Annotated in this window: 8 protein-coding genes; 6 read left to right on the forward strand and 2 right to left on the reverse strand. The window is 62.0% G+C overall.

All coding sequences use genetic code 11. The features are described 5' to 3' along the window. The first annotated feature begins 21 nt into the window (after positions 1-21). Positions 22-2,757 carry a M1 family metallopeptidase gene (locus Q1K29_RS10965; protein ID WP_300394694.1) on the forward strand — a complete coding sequence of 912 codons (2,736 nt, stop codon included), beginning with the start codon at positions 22-24 and terminating at the stop codon, positions 2,755-2,757. Between the two features lie 115 nt (positions 2,758-2,872). Beyond that, positions 2,873-7,627: an NAD-glutamate dehydrogenase gene (locus Q1K29_RS10970; RefSeq protein ID WP_300394696.1), complete on the forward strand. Its 4,755-nt coding sequence runs from the start codon at positions 2,873-2,875 to the stop codon at positions 7,625-7,627. Positions 7,628-7,842: 215 nt separating this feature from the next. On the opposite strand, the gene Q1K29_RS10975 is transcribed toward Q1K29_RS10970, so the two are convergent. Together Q1K29_RS10975 and Q1K29_RS10980 are read right to left on the reverse strand one after the other, a co-directional pair. Further along, the gene (locus Q1K29_RS10975; RefSeq protein ID WP_300394698.1) at positions 7,843-8,967 is read right to left on the reverse strand and encodes an AI-2E family transporter; all 1,125 of its coding nucleotides are present in this window, start codon (positions 8,965-8,967) and stop codon (positions 7,843-7,845) included. A 3-nt stretch (positions 8,968-8,970) separates the two neighbouring features. Next, a complete protein-coding gene (locus tag Q1K29_RS10980; RefSeq protein ID WP_300394700.1) occupies positions 8,971-9,252 on the reverse strand; it encodes a YrhK family protein in 282 nt (93 codons plus the stop codon). Between the two features lie 136 nt (positions 9,253-9,388). Here Q1K29_RS10980 and Q1K29_RS10985 point away from each other — a divergent pair, with 136 nt between their 5' ends. The 4 genes from Q1K29_RS10985 (at position 9,389) to Q1K29_RS11000 (ending at position 16,604) form a co-directional block, all read left to right on the forward strand. After that, entirely contained in the window at positions 9,389-10,894 is a 1,506-nt protein-coding gene (locus tag Q1K29_RS10985) for a helicase HerA-like domain-containing protein (protein ID WP_300394702.1), read from the forward strand. Positions 10,895-11,058: 164 nt separating this feature from the next. Beyond that, positions 11,059-13,905 (forward strand): TonB-dependent receptor, encoded by a 2,847-nt coding sequence (locus Q1K29_RS10990; RefSeq protein WP_300394703.1) that lies wholly within the window; start codon positions 11,059-11,061, stop codon positions 13,903-13,905. 87 nt (positions 13,906-13,992) lie between these two features. Continuing rightward, positions 13,993-15,036: a phytase gene (locus tag Q1K29_RS10995; RefSeq protein ID WP_300394705.1), complete on the forward strand. Its 1,044-nt coding sequence runs from the start codon at positions 13,993-13,995 to the stop codon at positions 15,034-15,036. A gap of 131 nt (positions 15,037-15,167) precedes the next feature. Next, on the forward strand, positions 15,168-16,604 hold the full coding sequence (locus tag Q1K29_RS11000; protein WP_300394707.1) for an aldehyde dehydrogenase family protein: 1,437 nt from the start codon (positions 15,168-15,170) through the stop codon (positions 16,602-16,604). Positions 16,605-16,710 lie beyond the last annotated feature (106 nt).

A 16,710-nucleotide genomic window follows, 5' to 3' on the forward strand; every position in this document is an offset into this window, starting at 1 on the left:
CAGTCTTCAGGAGAATCTCTCATGACGCTTAACAGGGTCAAAACAAGCTTTCTTGCAAGCGTTGCCGGCCTCGCCCTCCTCGCAGGCTGTGGTCCCAATCCGAACGATGCCGCGGACAAGGGCAAAGAGGAAGCCGTCGAGCCTGTGAAGCTTGAAGAGCCGCCAGCCGGCCAGCTGCCGGATACGGTCGTGCCGACGGCCTACCGTCTCGACCTCGTCACCGACCCGGCCAAGGATGGCTTCACCGGCACCGCCGAGATCGATATGCGCCTGAAAGCGCCGCATGCCCGAATCTGGCTGCACTCGCTCGACCAGACCATCCAGAGCGTGGTGGCCCGCACGCCGGACGGTACCGAGATCGAAGGCACGTTCGAGGGCAATCTCGCCGATGGCGGCGTCTCGAAGATCGACTTCGCAGAGCCGGTCCCTGCCGGCAATGCGACGCTGGTGATCGAGTATCGCGCGCCTTACAATTTCGGCCTCGCCGGCCTCTACAAGGCCGAGCAGAAGGACCGGCCCTATCTCGCCACGCAGATGGAGCCGATCGATGCGCGCCGCATGTTTCCGGGCTTCGACGATCCCCGCTTCAAGACCCCGTGGACGCTGACCGTCACCGCCCCGCAGGGCAACCAGGTGATCGCCAACGCCCCGCTCAAGGGCACGAGCCAGCTCGACAACGGCATGGTGGAACACACCTTTGCCGCGACACGCCCGATCCAGTCCTATCTCGTCGCCCTGGCTGTCGGCCCTTATGACATGCGCGAAGGCGACCCGATCCCGGCCAATACGCTGCGCGCGACGCCGGTGCCCTTCCGTGGCTTTGCCCCGGCCGGCAAGGGCGACCAGCTCGACGTAGCGATGCAGGTGACCGACGACATGGTCACCTTCCAGGAGAGCTACTTCAATTATCCCTATCCCTACGCCAAGCTCGACATCATCGCGGTGCCGGACTTTGCCTATGGCGCCATGGAGAATGCGGGCGCGATCATCTATCGCGAGAGCGCGCTGCTGATTAATGACCGCACGCCGCTCGGCCGCCGCCGTGGTGTGCTGACGACGCATGCTCACGAACTTGCCCACCAGTGGTTCGGCAATCTCGTCACCCCTGAATGGTGGAACGATATCTGGCTCAACGAGGCGTTCGCGACCTGGATGAGCTACAAGACAATGGATGAGGTCTATCCCGACCAGGGCTATGACCGCGCTTCGCAGCGCCGCGGCCTCTATGCCATGGGCGAGGACAGCCTGATCAACGCCCGCCAGATCCGTAATCCAATCGAGAGCAATGCCGACATCAACGACGCCTTCGATGGCATCACCTACTCCAAGGGCGCTGGCGTACTCTCAATGTTCGAGAATTATCTCGGCGAGGAGGATTTCCGCGCCGGTATCCGCCAGCACATGAAGCGCTTTGAGGACGATGCCGCGAACGTGGAGGACTTCATGCAGTCGGTGGCCGATGGCAGCGGCGATGCCGACGTCGTCGACAGCTTCCGGTCCTTCATCTTCCAGCCCGGCATTCCGTATCTGGATGTGAAGACCGAATGCGAGGCCGAGGATGCCGGCCTGATCACCATCACCCAGAAACGCTATGCCCCGCTCGGCTCTCACATCGACGCCGACGGCTCGACCTGGGAAGTGCCGCTCGCCATTCGTATTTCCGGTCCGGCCGGCGATATCGTCGAGCGCACCATGCTGACTGGCAAGACGACCGAGATCCCGCTCGATGGCCAGTGCGCCGACTGGGTGATGCCAAACGCATCTGGCGGCTATTGGCGCTTCAACCTGTCGGACGAGAACTGGACGGCGCTGACGGAGAATTTCGAGGCGCTCGACGCAACCGAACAGCTTTCCTTCATCGACAGTATCGCTGCGGCTTTCCGCGCCGGCGATGCACCGGCCAGCGCCGTGCTTGATGCCCTGCAGGCCTCCTCGACCGCTGAATGGGACGTCGCCATGCAGTCGGTGAACAAGGCAAAAGGGTATTATTCGGCCCTGCCGGAGGAAGAGCAGGACCTGATGACGCGTTTTGTTCGCGAGACCTACAGGCCGGTCTATGACGCGCTCAAGGCCCGCGAAGACAATCTCAGCCAGGGCGAAACGCTGCTGCTGCAGGACCTCTATGCCGGCCTGCTCGAAATGGGCGCCATGCCAGAGGAACGTGAGAAACTCGCCGACAAGGCCGCCGCCTATGTCGGTGTTGACGGTGACCCGGATCCGGACGCGCTTGATGCCGATACGGTCTTCACCGGCATCAAGTACGGGACGAAGCTTGGCGGGCGCGACTTCTACGAAGCCGCCCTCGAATACGCCCGCAATTCGAGCAACCAGTATGAGCGCCGCCGTATGCTGCAGGTCATGGTGGCGAATGCCGACGAGTCCGAGCTGGCTGACCTGATGAAGGAAATGCAGGGCAGCGACTGGCAGGGCCAGGAAACCTGGTCGGTCATGCAGTCCGCCCTCGGCAACGAGGCCCATCAGGAGACCGCTTGGGGCCTCTACAAGGCAAGCTTCGACAATTTCATCTCGCGCACGCCGGAGATCCGCAAGGCGCAGACGGCAGGCGCCGTGGCCTCGTTCTGCGAAGCCGAGAAGGTTGCCGAAGCCCGGGACTTCTTCGTTTCCAAGGGCGACATCATCCCCGGCTATGAGCGCTCGCTCGCCCAGGCCGAGGAGTCCGGTAATCTCTGCGCGGCCTTCCGCGAGGAGAAAGTCGGCGAACTGGTCGAAACCCTTGGCGAGCGCCAGTCCGACTAGGGCCTGACCTCATGGCTTGCCCTTCGCATCTGCACAATGCGGAGGGCAATTGCCGCTGCGTCATTGAAAGGATAGAAGGCCGACTCGAAACGAGCCTCTAGCTCAGGAAGTCCCGATGCCTGATCATGCGCCCAATCCTGCTGACTCTGCAGGCGAACTGCGCCTTGAAGATATCCGCAAGAGCTTCCATGAGGACGCCGACAACGAGAATGTAACCTCCCTGTCGTCCGGCGACATTGATGCGCTGGCCGATGGTATTGGCGCATTTGCACAAGGTTATGCCGGCGATGCATCCATCGTACGCGTTCGTGAAGCAACCGGCGAAGGCGACCGTCTGCTCGGCAGCTGCGTGCTGGAGGTCATCAGCCGCGACAAGCCCTTCCTGGTCGACTCCCTGCTCGGCCTCTGTGCCGAGCTTGGCTTCGAGGTACGCGCCCTCTTCCACCCGATCCTGGAGACCGACAAGGCCCTCAGGCTCTCGGTGATCCAGCTGCACATTCCGGCGCTGAGCTCCAATGAGTGCCGCATCCTCAAGGACGAGGCCGACGCCACGCTGCGCGATGTCGCCATGGCGGTGCGTGACTTCGAAGGCATGGAAGAGCGCATGCAGGACGCCATCGCCCGGGTCGAGGCTAACAAGACCTGCGGAGACGATTTGCGCCAGGAAGCCGTCGCCTTCCTCAACTGGCTTGCCGACGAACACTTCGTCTTTCTCGGTGTGCGCGACTACAAGTTCGAAACAGGCCCGGACGGCGCCGTCCTTCCGGAAGAGCCGATCATGGTCGAGGGCTCCAATCTCGGCCTGCTGCGAGACGAGGATCTCAACGTCCTCAACCGCGGTGCCGAGCCGCTGATGCTGACGCCGGAAATCAGCTCCTTCCTTGAAGAGCCGACGCCGCTCATTGTCGCCAAGTCCACGCTGCAGAGCCGTGTCCACCGGCGCTCGCTGTGTGACTATATCGGCATCAAGCATGTCGATGATGACGGCAATGTCGTGGGTGAAACCCGCTTCCTGGGGCTCTATACCGCCGAAGCCTACAATCAGAGTGTCCGCCAGATTCCGCTGGTACGCCGCCGCGTGGCTCGTGTCCTGGAGTCTGCCGGTGCCGTGGAAGGCAGCCACAACCACAAGGCCCTGTCCAATATTCTGGAGACCTGGCCGCGTGACGAGCTGCTGCAGGCGGACGCCGAGACGCTGATCCCGCTGATGCGCGGTGCGCTTCATCTCGTGGGGCGACCGCGCACACGGCTCTTCGTGCGCCGCGACCGGTTCAACCGGTTCGTCTCGGTTCTCATCTTCGTGCCGCGTGAAGCCTATGACACATCCGTCCGCCTGCGCCTCAGTGAGCGACTGGTGGAGGCTTTCAAGGGCCGGCTGATCTCGTTCCAGCCCCGTTTCGACGCATCACCGCTGGCCCGTGTCCACCTGATGATCGAGCTTGATGACGGAAGCGTCGATCCAGACCTCGCCCAGCTTGAACGCGATGCCGAAGCGATTGCCCGGACCTGGGACGATGCGTTCCGCACCGCCCTGATGGAAGCCGGCCTGCCGCATGACGAATTCGAGCGCGCAAGCGGTTTCCGTGGCGGCTTCAACGCTGCCTATCGCGAAGCTTTCGGCCCGGCCGAAGCGCTGACCGATGTCGAGACGATCGGCAGCCTCTCTCAGGACCGTCCCATCCGTTTGCGGGCCTTCCGGCGTGAACGCGATGACGGTCAGGGCGATGTTGTGCGCGCCAAGATCTATTCGCGCTCAGGCTCCATTGCCCTGTCGGACTGCGTGCTTGTCTTCGAAAATATGGGCCTCTTCGTTGAGTTCGAGACGGGGTATCCGGTCGATCCCGATCCCAAGCCGCTCGATGACGGGCCGGACACGTACTGGATCCACTCGCTCAAGATGCGCACGACGAATGGCGAAACGCTCGACCTCGACGAGGTCGGTGAACGCTTCGAGGAAGCCTTTGTCGCCATCTGGCAGCACCGTGCGGAGAATGACCGCTTCAACGGGCTTGTCTTCTCGGTCGGCGCGACCTGGCGGGAGGCGGCACTTTGCCGGGCGCTCTGTGCCTATCGCCACCAGACCGGGCTCGATCCGGCCCGCAGCACCCAGATCGAAGCACTGAAGCGCCACCCCAAACTTACACGCGCGCTGATCGAGCTGTTCTATATCCGCTTCGATCCTGCAAGCGACGACGACCTCGCAGCCCGCCAGTCCGCCGCGCAAGACAAGCTCCGCAAGATCGAGGCACGGCTGAACGAGGTTTCCTCCCTTGATGAGGACCGCGTGATCCGCCGCGTTGCCCATCTCATCATGGCGATCCAGCGCACCAATTTCTGGCAGCGCCAGCATGACGGCTCGGCCTATCCGTTCATCAGCTTCAAGATCGCCAGTCAGAAGATTTCCGACCTGCCGGCGCCGAAGCCCTTCCGCGAGATCTTTATGGCGAGTCCGGAAGTCGAGGGCGTGCATTGCCGCTTCGGCGCGGTCGCCCGCGGCGGGCTTCGCTGGTCGGACCGGCGCGACGATTTCCGCACCGAGGTGCTGGGCCTGGTGAAGGCGCAGCAGGTGAAGAATGCCGTGATTGTTCCGGTCGGTTCGAAAGGCGGCTTCTTCCCGAAGCAGATTCCGGCCAATGCCACGCGTGAAGAGCGCAACCAGGCAGGCATTTCGGCATATCGTACCTTCATCAATTCGCTTCTTGATCTCACCGGCAATCTGATCGACGGCAAGGTCGAGCAGCCGAAGAATACGGTCGTCTGGGATGGGGATGACCCCTATCTGGTCGTCGCTGCCGACAAGGGCACGGCCACCTTCTCCGACATCGCGAACGAGATCAGCCTCGAACATGGCTTCTGGCTGGGCGATGCTTTCGCCTCGGGCGGCTCGGCCGGCTATGATCACAAGAAGATGGGCATTACCGCCCGCGGGGCCTGGGAGGCGGTGAAGCGCCACTTCCGCGAAATGGGCAAGGACATCCAGTCCGAACCGTTCACGGTGATCGGCTGCGGTGACATGTCGGGCGACGTGTTCGGCAACGGCATGCTGCTGTCTAAGCAGATCCGGCTGAAGGCTGCCTTCAACCACATGCACATCTTCATCGACCCGGACCCGCAGGACACTGAGCGCCTGTGGCAGGAACGCCAGCGCATGTTCGAGCTGCCGCGCTCCTCCTGGATGGATTACGACCAGTCGCTGATCTCCGAAGGCGGTGGCATTTTCGATCGGTCTGCCAAGTCCATCCCGCTGTCGGCGCAGATGAAGGAGCTGACGGGCCTGAAGCATGACGAGGCGACCCCCGACGAGGTGATCCACGCCCTGCTCAAGGCCGATTGCGAGCTGCTCTGGTTCGGCGGCATCGGCACCTATATCAAGGCCGCTCACGAGACCCAGGGCGATGCGGGCGACCGCGCCAATGATGCGATCCGGGTAAATGGCCGCGACCTCAAGGCGAAGGTGATCGGCGAGGGCGCCAATCTTGGCCTGACACAGGCCGGCCGGATCGAGTTCGCCCTGAAGGGCGGGCGGCTGAATACCGATGCCATCGACAATTCCGCCGGCGTCGACAGTTCCGACCATGAGGTCAACATCAAGATCCTCTGCTCCGAGGCCATTCGCCGGGGTCATCTGCCGAGCGGCGAACGCAATATCCTGCTTGCCTCGATGACCGATGAGGTCGCCGAACATGTTCTGGCCCACAATTACGACCAGACCGGCGCCCTCACCCTGGCCAGCGCGACCGCCGGACGCGACCATGAGGCCAATGAACGGCTGATGTGCTATCTCGAAGGCCGCGACGTTCTCGACCGCGATGTCGAAGGGCTGCCGCATACGTCTGAAATGCGCGAGCGCGCCGAGAACCGCGACTGGCTGACCCGCCCGGAACTGGCGGTACTGATGGCCTGGTCGAAGATTACCCTGTTCGACGATCTTGTTGCGTCCGACGTGCCGGACGATCCATGGTTCGAGACGACGCTGCGCGACTATTTCCCGGAGCCGCTGCACAAGTATGAAGACGCGATGCAGGCTCACCGCCTGAACCGGGAGATTATTGCCACGGTGCTTGCTAACCGGCTCATCGATGCCGGTGGCCCGCTCATGCTGCTGCGGCTGCGCGAACGGTCGCATGCGACCAATGCCGACATCTGTCACGCTTTCGAGACGGCCCGCCACCTGCTGAACCATGAGACCTACAGGGACTCGATCAACGCGCTGGACAATGTGGTCCGGGCAAATGTCCAGACAGAACTCCACCAGCTTGGCGCCGATGCCGTGATGGACACGGCGGCCGCCATCCTGCGCCAGAGCAGCGAAACGCCCGTGGGCGAGTGCGTCAAACAGTTCGAGCCGGCCTTCAAGGCCTTGTCGAAGCAGCTCACCCCGTCCCTGTCAGGCTTCGAGGCCACGCAGCTTCGCCGCCGGACCGACACGCTGGAGCAGGCTGGAATCAAGCGCGCGCTGGCCGAACGCGCCGCCCAGATGCCCTTGCTGCCAATCGGGATCGATCTGCAGATTCTCGCCACACGTGCAGACATTCAGGCCAGCGATGCGCTGGAAACCTATCTCAAGATCGGCGAAGCGCTGCGCATCGACCGGCTGCGTTTCGATGCAAATCGCAGCATCGAGACCGCCTCCTACTGGGAGCGTCTGGCCACGCGGCGGCTTATCGAGGATCTGCGCCGCCAGCAGGCAGAGGCGGCCGCAAATGCCGTCGCCGCGGGCGGGATCGAAGCCTGGCTCGGCCCCCGCGAAACCGGCCGGAAAGCGCTGGTACAGCAGCTCAACAGCCTGTCCAGCACCAAGGCCTCCTTCGCGCAGTTCACGCTCGCCGCCGATGCTGTCCGTAACTTCATGGCGGAGACAGAGCACTAGCCAGACGCGAGTGGCGCAAACGAGCGATCACGTATCAAAGACAATTAATTCTGGAGGGGACGGACCCGTCAGACGGGGACGTGTCTGACGGGCCCTACAGGCCACTCCGCAGGCTGGGTGGGGGGACGCACGCGGAGGCCTGATTTTCGGCTTTCACGCGAATCTTGCGCGAAAACAGGATTCCTATATGAGCCGCCTTTAGCTTCCTGCCAAGGCTAGTCCTCAGAGGTTTCTGCAGTGATAACCAGATCGTCATTCGCCGGTTTCGCTACCACACCACCCGGATTTCCATCCGCTGATAGTAGGACGGCAATCCATCGAGTCGAGGCCGATTGGGCAAATAGTATCATCATCAGCACGGTGAGCGGGGCGGACAGGAACATTCCCGGGATGCCCCATATCGCCCCCCAGATCGCCAGAGACAGCAGAACGATCAGAGCTGACAGATTGAGCGTCTCGCCCATGATGCGCGGCTGAACGAAGTTGCCGATGGCAAATTGCCAGAAACTCACCCCGAGAAACACGAAGAGCGCAAAGACGTAGCTCGCATTCTCTCCCGTGGCAGGGAGCCAGGCTGGCAGGTCCGGCTGGACCAGGGCAAACAGCGTCGGCACGAAGGCGGCAACGATCGAGCCGATGGTCGGGATATAGTTCAGCACGAAGATGAGCGCGGCGAGGAACAGCACATTGTCGGCGCCAAGCACTATCAGCGTGAAATAGGTCAGTACGGTAATCAGCGCGGAGATCACGGTCTGCGTCCACAGATAGGTCTCGATACCACGACGGGCGGCGGCGCCGACCTCGCGAACCTGTTCGCGCTGCTCGGTGATCGGGAAAAGCCGGTCAAGCTTCTGGCCCCATGCCGACTGGGCAACGAACAGGAAGGCGACATAGATCAGGATGACGACAAGATCGCCGGACAGATCGCCCGTGGCATTGGCGATGGTCGCAAAGAAGCGCTGGCCGGTTTCGTTGAAGATGATTTCCGTGAGCGTCGGCGCGCTATCGAGGCGCAGTACGCCATAGACATCGGCGATCAGGACGTTGATCTTCTGCTCATAGTCACTTGCCTGCTCTCCGAACTGCGCGATGCCCTGGGCAAACAGCGCGAAGAACAGGCCGAAGCCGAGCAGCACAAGCAGGATCGCAATGGCCCGGCTTATACGACGCCCCAGAAAGTGAACCTGCTCGTCGATGACGCGCGCAAACCCTTCCATGATGAGGAAGAGGAAGACCGCCAGCGCGAACGGCGCGAGGATCGATCTGCCGAAATACAGGATCGCAATCATGACGCCCGTGGCGATAATCCAGATACCGACAACGCCCGAGCGAAGTGTCATGATCTATCCCCCCTCATTCTCCAGCCCCGGCACAGGCAGCCGGGCCATGTGCAGATCCCGCACAACGTGGATGCATGGCCTGACCGCAAAGAATACCGAGCCGATCAGAAAGAGCCATGTCGCCGAAGTTTGCGTCTCCTCGGAGAAAAATAACGCCGAGCCGACGATAAACGCAATGGCCGCCAGAGCATCAACCGAGTCGTAGACGGTCTGGTAGGCGTTGTAGACCTCGCCATGCTTCCGGGTGTCGAAATTTCTCCAGTGTTGATTGTTTTTCCTGCTCATTCGTGGAGCCTCCTTTCAGCTTTAATCAATGCAGGTGGCGGCGAGATGATCCGCTTGCCTTTCTCGACATACCGGGCTTTGCCCGATGACGCATTTGCGTCTAGCTTCATATCCATTGATTTGAGGGAGCGGGTGAATGGGTGACGCGATCTATCTTGGCGGGGGTGGGCCCGAGCAGAACGAAGCGCAGACCCTGCGGCTCGACCGGGCCAACCGTCATGGCATCATCGCGGGCGCCACGGGCACGGGCAAGACAGTGACGTTGCAGATCCTCGCCGAGGGCTTCTCGAATAAAGGCGTCCCGGTTTTTTGCGCCGATGTGAAGGGCGACCTGTCCGGCCTGTGCATGAGTGGCACCGAGAGTTTCAAGCTGCACGATGCCTTCATGTCGCGCGCCGGCAAGATCGGCTTCGAGGACTATACCTATCATGAGGTGCCGTCCGTCTTCTGGGACGTGTTCGGCGAAAAGGGTCATCCGGTCCGCGCGACGATTGCGGAAATGGGACCCACGCTGCTCGCCCGGCTGATGGACCTCACGGAGACCCAGGAAGGCGTGCTCAATGTCGCCTTCGAATATGCCGATGATGAGGGCCTGCTTCTGCTGGACCTCAAGGACCTGCAGAAACTGCTCATCCATCTCGGCCAGAAAGAGGTGCGTGACGATGTTTCGCTGCGCTATGGCAATATCGCTTCGGCATCCCTGAGCGCCATCCAGCGCAGCCTGCTACAGCTCGAGCGCGCCGGTGCGGAGCAATTCTTCGGCGAACCGGCGCTCGACCTGATGGACTTGATGCGCGTCGGTCTCGACGGGCGCGGTGTCGTCAACATCATGGACGCGACGAAGCTCATCAACTCGCCGAAGCTCTACTCGACTTTTCTGCTCTGGCTGCTGTCTGAACTGTTCGAGCGGCTGCCGGAAGTCGGCGACCCGGACAAGCCGAAACTCGTCTTCTTCTTCGATGAGGCCCACCTTCTGTTCAAGGACGCGCCAAAGGCGCTGCTATCCAAGATCGAACAGGTCGTCCGTCTCATCCGCTCGAAGGGCGTTGGCGTCTATTTCGTCACGCAGAACCCGCGCGACCTTCCCGACAGCGTGCTCGCCCAGCTCGGCAACCGCATCCAGCACGCGCTGCGCGCCTATACGCCGACCGAACGCAAGGGCGTGAAGGCCGCGTCTGAAAGCTTCCGGCCCAATCCGGATTTCGACACAGAAGAAGTGATCACGCAGCTCGGCACGGGTGAGGCGCTGGTGTCGACGCTGGATGAGAAAGCCGCGCCGAGCGTCGTCCAGCGCACGCTGATCCGCCCGCCCTCTTCCCGCCTCGGACCGATCACACCGGCCGAGCGCAAGGAGATCATGAGCCGCAGCCCGGTCGCCAGCCAGTATGACGAGGCCATCGACCGGGAGTCCGCCTACGAGATCCTGCTCGAGAAGGAAGAGGCAGCCGCCGACGAAGCCGAACGCCTCGCCCGCGAGGAGGAAAAGGCGAAGAAGGCGCTGGAGAAAAAGAAATCCCGCAAGCGCTCGTCAGGCCGACAGACTGCGACCGAGGCAGCCGTGAAGACGGCCACGCGAACCTTGGCGCGGGACATTACCCGCTATGTTCTGCGAGGCATTCTGGGCAGCATGAAACGCCGCTAAGCGTACAAATCCGGACGCCCAACAACCCTGGATAGCGGTTTTCTGTGACTCGGAATCCCCGTCACAAAACTTGAGAAAAATCGTTGCCGAGCTGACGCAAATCCTTCGCCGAAGCGTCATGCAACACTGCTAGCCGCCTCTCGACTTCAAGAGGGGTGTATCCAATGAAATTTCGCTACAGAAAACTGATCACAACCGGCCTGATCAGCGCAGGCCTTGCGCAGATCGCTTCCGCCGACATCATTCGCGGACAGGTCACCGATGCGTCCGGCGAAGCGCCGCTGGAAGGCGCGATCGTCCGCATCGAAGGGCTGGACCGGTCGACCACGACGGACCGCTATGGCGACTACCGCTTCGCCAACATCCCGGCGGGCGAATACACGGTCTCGGTCTCCTATATCGGCGCCCAGCCGGTCACAGAAACCGTAACCGTCCAGAACGAGGCCAGGCTCGATGTCCGCGTCGGCAGCGATGTGCGCTATCTCGACAACGTGCTCGTCGTCGGCTCCAAGGCCGCCCAGGCCGGTGCCATCAACCAGCAGCGCGCCTCCGGCGCCATCATCAGCGTCATCGACTCCGACGGCCTCGGCAACTTCCCGGACACGACCGTCGCGGACTCACTGGCGCGTGTTCCCGGCCTCTCGATCGAGACCGACCAGGGCGAAGGCCGTTATGTGTCCATCCGCGGGATCAATACCGACCTGATCGCCGCCTCCATCAACGGCGTGCGCACACCGTCGCCGGAAGACCGCCGCGGCGTCCTGCTGGATGGCGTGCCGTCCGACCTGCTTGATGGTATCACGGTGCAGAAGTCGCTGACCCCGAATGTCGATGCAGACAGCCTTGGCGGCGTGATCGACCTGAAGACCATCTCCGCCTTCGACCGCGACGGCCGCTTCATCCGCGCCAAGCTGGAAGGCGCCTATAACGAGATTTCCGAACAGGTCTCCCCGAAGGCGACGTTGACCTATTCCGATACGTTCAATGACACGCTCGGCGTTGCCCTGTCGGTAAATTATCAGGATCTCGCCATCGAGACCCACAATAACGAGACCGGCGAGTGGGGCTTTCTAGACGACGGCACCGCCTTCCTGAACGATGACTATGAGCAGCGCTGGTACGATCTGACCCGTCAGCGTCTCGGCTTCATTGCCAATTTCGACTGGCGCGTCAGCGATAACACCGACCTCTACCTGCGCACCCTGTACAACAATTATGAGGATAACGAAGTCCGCAACAAGTTCGAGTTCCGCGATCTCGACGATGCCGAGGATGATGGCGTCGTAACCGCCAACTCCCAGACCCTGCCGCTCAACGAGATGGACGCCGAAGTCCGCCAGCGCCGCGAAGTGCGCCAGATCCAGACCTATGCGCTCGGTGGCCAGACCGACTGGCAGGCATGGAGCTTCGACTATGAAGTCGCCTATGCCTATGCCGAGGAGGACGACAGCGACAATCACGACGTCACCTTCCGCTTCGAGGACATTCAGGATGCTGCAGCGGCGGCAGGCCTGGCCGACAGCGATGTCGTGATCGATTTCTCGAACCCGGAAACCCCGAAATTCTCCGGGGCCCTGCTCGACCTCGTCTACGACCCGTCCAATTATTTCCTCGACGCCTTCGAGGAGGAGGAGACCGTCAATGAGGATGCCGAGATCTCGGCGCGGTTCGACATTTCCCGCGAGAGCCTGATCGGTGACACGCCGGTTGAGTGGCAGGCTGGCATGAAGATCCGCGACCGCGAAAAGACCCGGGACGCCAATGTCACTTTCTATGAAGCTGACGACTTCAACCTTTCCCCCTTCGTGGGCAACCAGCTGATTTCAGGATGGCGGCTGGCCAATCCGATGCCGGCCTGGCCCGATCCGGACCTGACGTCAGCCCTGCGCAATGGCGCCGGAGAAGGCTTCGAGCTGGATGAGGACTCGACCAATTTCGACAGCCTCGCCGAAGACTTCACCATCGATGAGCAGATCCTCGCCGCCTACGCGATGGGCACGTTCGACCTTGGACCGCTGACCCTGATCGCTGGCGTCCGGATGGAAGACACCAAGACCGACCTCAGCGGCAACATCTTTGCCGAGGAGGACGATCCGGCCAATCTCGTGCGCCGCAATGTCTCGAACGATTACACCAACTGGCTGCCGTCGATTAACGCCAGGTACGCGTTCAATGACAAGCTCATCGCCCGTGGCGCCTACTATGCGGCGGTGGTTCGCCCGTCCTTCGGTGAGATGGCCCCGTTCACGGCCTTCAATGACGACCGCGACGAACTCGAGCTCGGCAATCCGAACCTCGATCCGTACGAAGCGGACAATTTCGATCTCAGCCTGGAATACTATCCGACGGAACTCTCTGTCCTCTCGGTCGGCGCCTTCTACAAGCAGATCGACAATGCCATCTTCCCGGCCACCTTCGAGCGCGAGGAGGACGATAATGGCGACCTCGTCCCGCTGAGCGAATTCCTGCAAACCGTGCCGGTGGACCTCAGCTATCTCACGCCCGGTCAGCTGGCCGACGTGGAGGAAGTCACCTCTTTCATCAATGTTGGCTCCAGCGAACTCTACGGCATCGAGTTCAACTATGTTCAGAGCCTCTCCGACCTGAACCCGATGCTCGAGGGCTTCCTCGTCTCGGCCAACCTGACGCTGACCGACAGCGAAAGCACGCTGCCGGATGGCCGGGAGGTGTCCTTCCTGAAACAGTCGGAGACGATCTGGAACCTGGCCGTCGGCTATGACAAGGGCCCCTGGGACCTGCGCGTCTCGGCCAACTATCGCGGCGACTATATCGATGAACTGTTCGAGGAAGACCTGGACCGCATGACCAATGACCGCCTGCTTGTCGAGGCTTCAGCCAAGTACAAGGTCAACGACCACATCCAGCTTTACCTGGAGGGCAAGAACCTCACCGACGAGCCGGAATACTACTATTTCGGCAGCGAACGTCGCCTCTCGCAGTATGACGAGTTCGGGACGACCGTCGTTTTCGGCGCCCGCCTGACCTATTAAGGACGGGCATACGGTCGACAAGGCGGGCCGGAGCGCACAGCGTTTCCGGCCTGCCGCCCCTTTATGAAACCAATCAGGACCTTTCCAATGACTTTCCGCCTCCTCATGCTCGCCGGAGCCGCCCTCGCCCTCACCGCTTGCGAAACCGACGATGTCTGGGTCGATGATGGCCTGCCCGCAACCTCCGTTCCCGCCAGCTTCGAAACCGATCCGATGGCCGGCACGGGCGACCGCGCCGACGATCCGGCGCTCTGGGTGCATCCGCAAGATGCCGCGAAGAGCCTGATCCTCGGCACCAACAAGGATGAGGGCCTGCACGTCTACAGTCTCAGTGGCGCCGAGACCCAGTTCCTTGATGTCGGCCGCCTGAACAATGTCGATGTCCGCGGCAACATCGCCGTCGCATCGAATGACGAATTCAACGCGATCTCATGGTTCGCGATGCCCCCCTCGACGGAGAAAGTCTCGCACTGGTTCGACAGCCCGACCGGGAAGGACGAGCCTTACGGCATCTGTATGGGCAGGATGGGTGAGGATATTCTTGCCATTCCCACCTACAAGGATGGCTCCATCCAGATCTGGAAGAAGTCGGGCACCTATGGGGCTCCTTCTGCAGACCTCGTCCGCAGCGTGCAGGTCGGCCAGTTCGGCCCGAAACAGCTCGAAGGCTGCGTCGTCGATGACCGCGCCGGTGTGGTTTTCATCGGCGAGGAAGAGCGCGGCATCTGGAAGCTCGACCTGCGCAACCCCGACAGCACGCCCGAGAGTGTCGACACGATCGCGGCCGGCAATGGCCTCGTCGCTGACGTGGAAGGCCTGTCGCTCTGGATTGGCGAAGGCGATGCGGGCTATCTCGTCGCCTCCGCCCAGGCCGCCGACCGCTATGTCGTCTATGACCGCGCCGCCCCGCATGCCCCGCGCGGCATCTTCAAGGTTGGCGGGAGCGAAGATGGCAGCGTCGATGCCGTCAGCCATACCGATGGCCTCGACGCCTCATCTGCCGCGCTGCCCGGCTATCCGCGCGGTGTGCTGATCGTGCAGGACGATGCCAACCCGGTTTCCGAGGTCGACCAGAACTTCAAGGTCGTCGACTGGGCCGCCATCGAAACGGCGCTCGGCCTCGCCGAGTAGCCGCGGCTGAGATCTCCCACATCGCCCTGTTACCTCAATTTCACACGGGGTGACGGGGCGATAGCGCTTTCAATTGTGGCGCACGGGCCTTAGATACGGGGCAGCAAAACGAAGACCACCGGAGGATCGATATGCAGGACTATCTCAAATTCTATATCAATGGCGAATGGGTCGACCCGGTCGAACCGCGTACGCTGGACGTCGAGAACCCGGCCACCGAAGAGCCGTTTGCTCGCATCTCACTCGGCTCCAAGGCCGATGTCGACAAGGCCGTGAAGGCCGCGCAAGACGCTTTCCCGTCCTTCTCGCAGACCTCGGTCGAGTATCGCGCCGAACTGCTTGAGAAGATCGCTGCCGGTATCCAGGCCCGCGCCTCCGACATGGCCGAAGCCATCTCCAACGAGATGGGCGCGCCGATGTGGCTCGCCAATGCCGCCCAGGTCCCTGCCGGCATGGGCCACTACATGACCGCCGCCAAGATCCTGCGCGAATACCAGTTCGAGGAACAGCGCGGCGCCACCCAGATCCGCAAGGAGCCGATTGGCGTCTGCGGCTTCATCACGCCTTGGAACTGGCCGCAGAACCAGATCGCCTGCAAAGTCGCCCCGGCGATTGCAACGGGCTGCACCATGGTTCTCAAGCCGTCGGAAATCGCGCCGCTCGATGCGATGATCGTGGCCGAAATCTTTCACGAAGCCGGTGTGCCGCCGGGCGTGTTCAACCTCGTCAATGGCGACGGCCCCGGTGTCGGCGCCTACATGTCCCAGCATCCGGGCATCGACATGATGAGCTTCACCGGCTCCACGCGTGCCGGCGTGCTCGTACAGCAGGCCGCAGCCCCGACCGTGAAGCGCGTGGCGCTCGAACTCGGCGGCAAGTCGCCGAACATCGTCCTGCCGGATGCCGACCTCAACAAGGCTGTTGCCGGCGGCGTCATGCAGATGATGACCAATACCGGTCAGTCCTGTAACGCCCCGTCCCGTATGCTCGTCCAGCGCGACAAGCAGGACGAAGCCATGGCAATCGCCAAGGCGACCGCCGAGCAGGTGAAGGTGGGTGCCGGTGCCGATGCGCCAAAAGGCGCCATGGGGCCGATCTCGAACGCCAATCAGTGGAACAAGGTGCAGGACCTGATCCAGAAGGGCATCGATGAAGGCGCAACGCTCGTCACCGGCGGCACGGGCCGCCCCGAAGGCTTCAACAAGGGCTACTTCGCCAAGCCGACCGTCTTCGGTAATGTCACCAATGACATGACGATCGCCCGCGAGGAAATCTTCGGCCCGGTGCTCTGCATCCTTCCTTATGACACCGAAGAGGATGCCATCCGGATTGCGAATGACACGGTCTATGGCCTGTCCTCCTACGTGCAGTCCGGCGACATCGAGCATGCCCGCAAGGTCGGCAACCAGATCCGTGCCGGTAACGTGCACATCAATGGCGCCGGCCCTGACTTCGCTACCGGCGCCTTCGGGGGCTACAAGCAGTCCGGCATCGGCCGCGAATGGGGCGATTACGGTTTCGAGGAATTCCTCGAAGTGAAGACCGTCTTCGGCCATACGCCGGCCTGACAGGCCGCCAGGCAATAACCATCAGAAAGCCCGCAAGCCCAGCGCTTGCGGGCTTTTTCTATTCATCGGAAACCTCAACTTCGCTACCTGAGATCAGTACGCGCAA

Source organism: Henriciella sp., assembly GCF_029937755.1.
Lineage (GTDB): Bacteria > Pseudomonadota > Alphaproteobacteria > Caulobacterales > Hyphomonadaceae > Henriciella.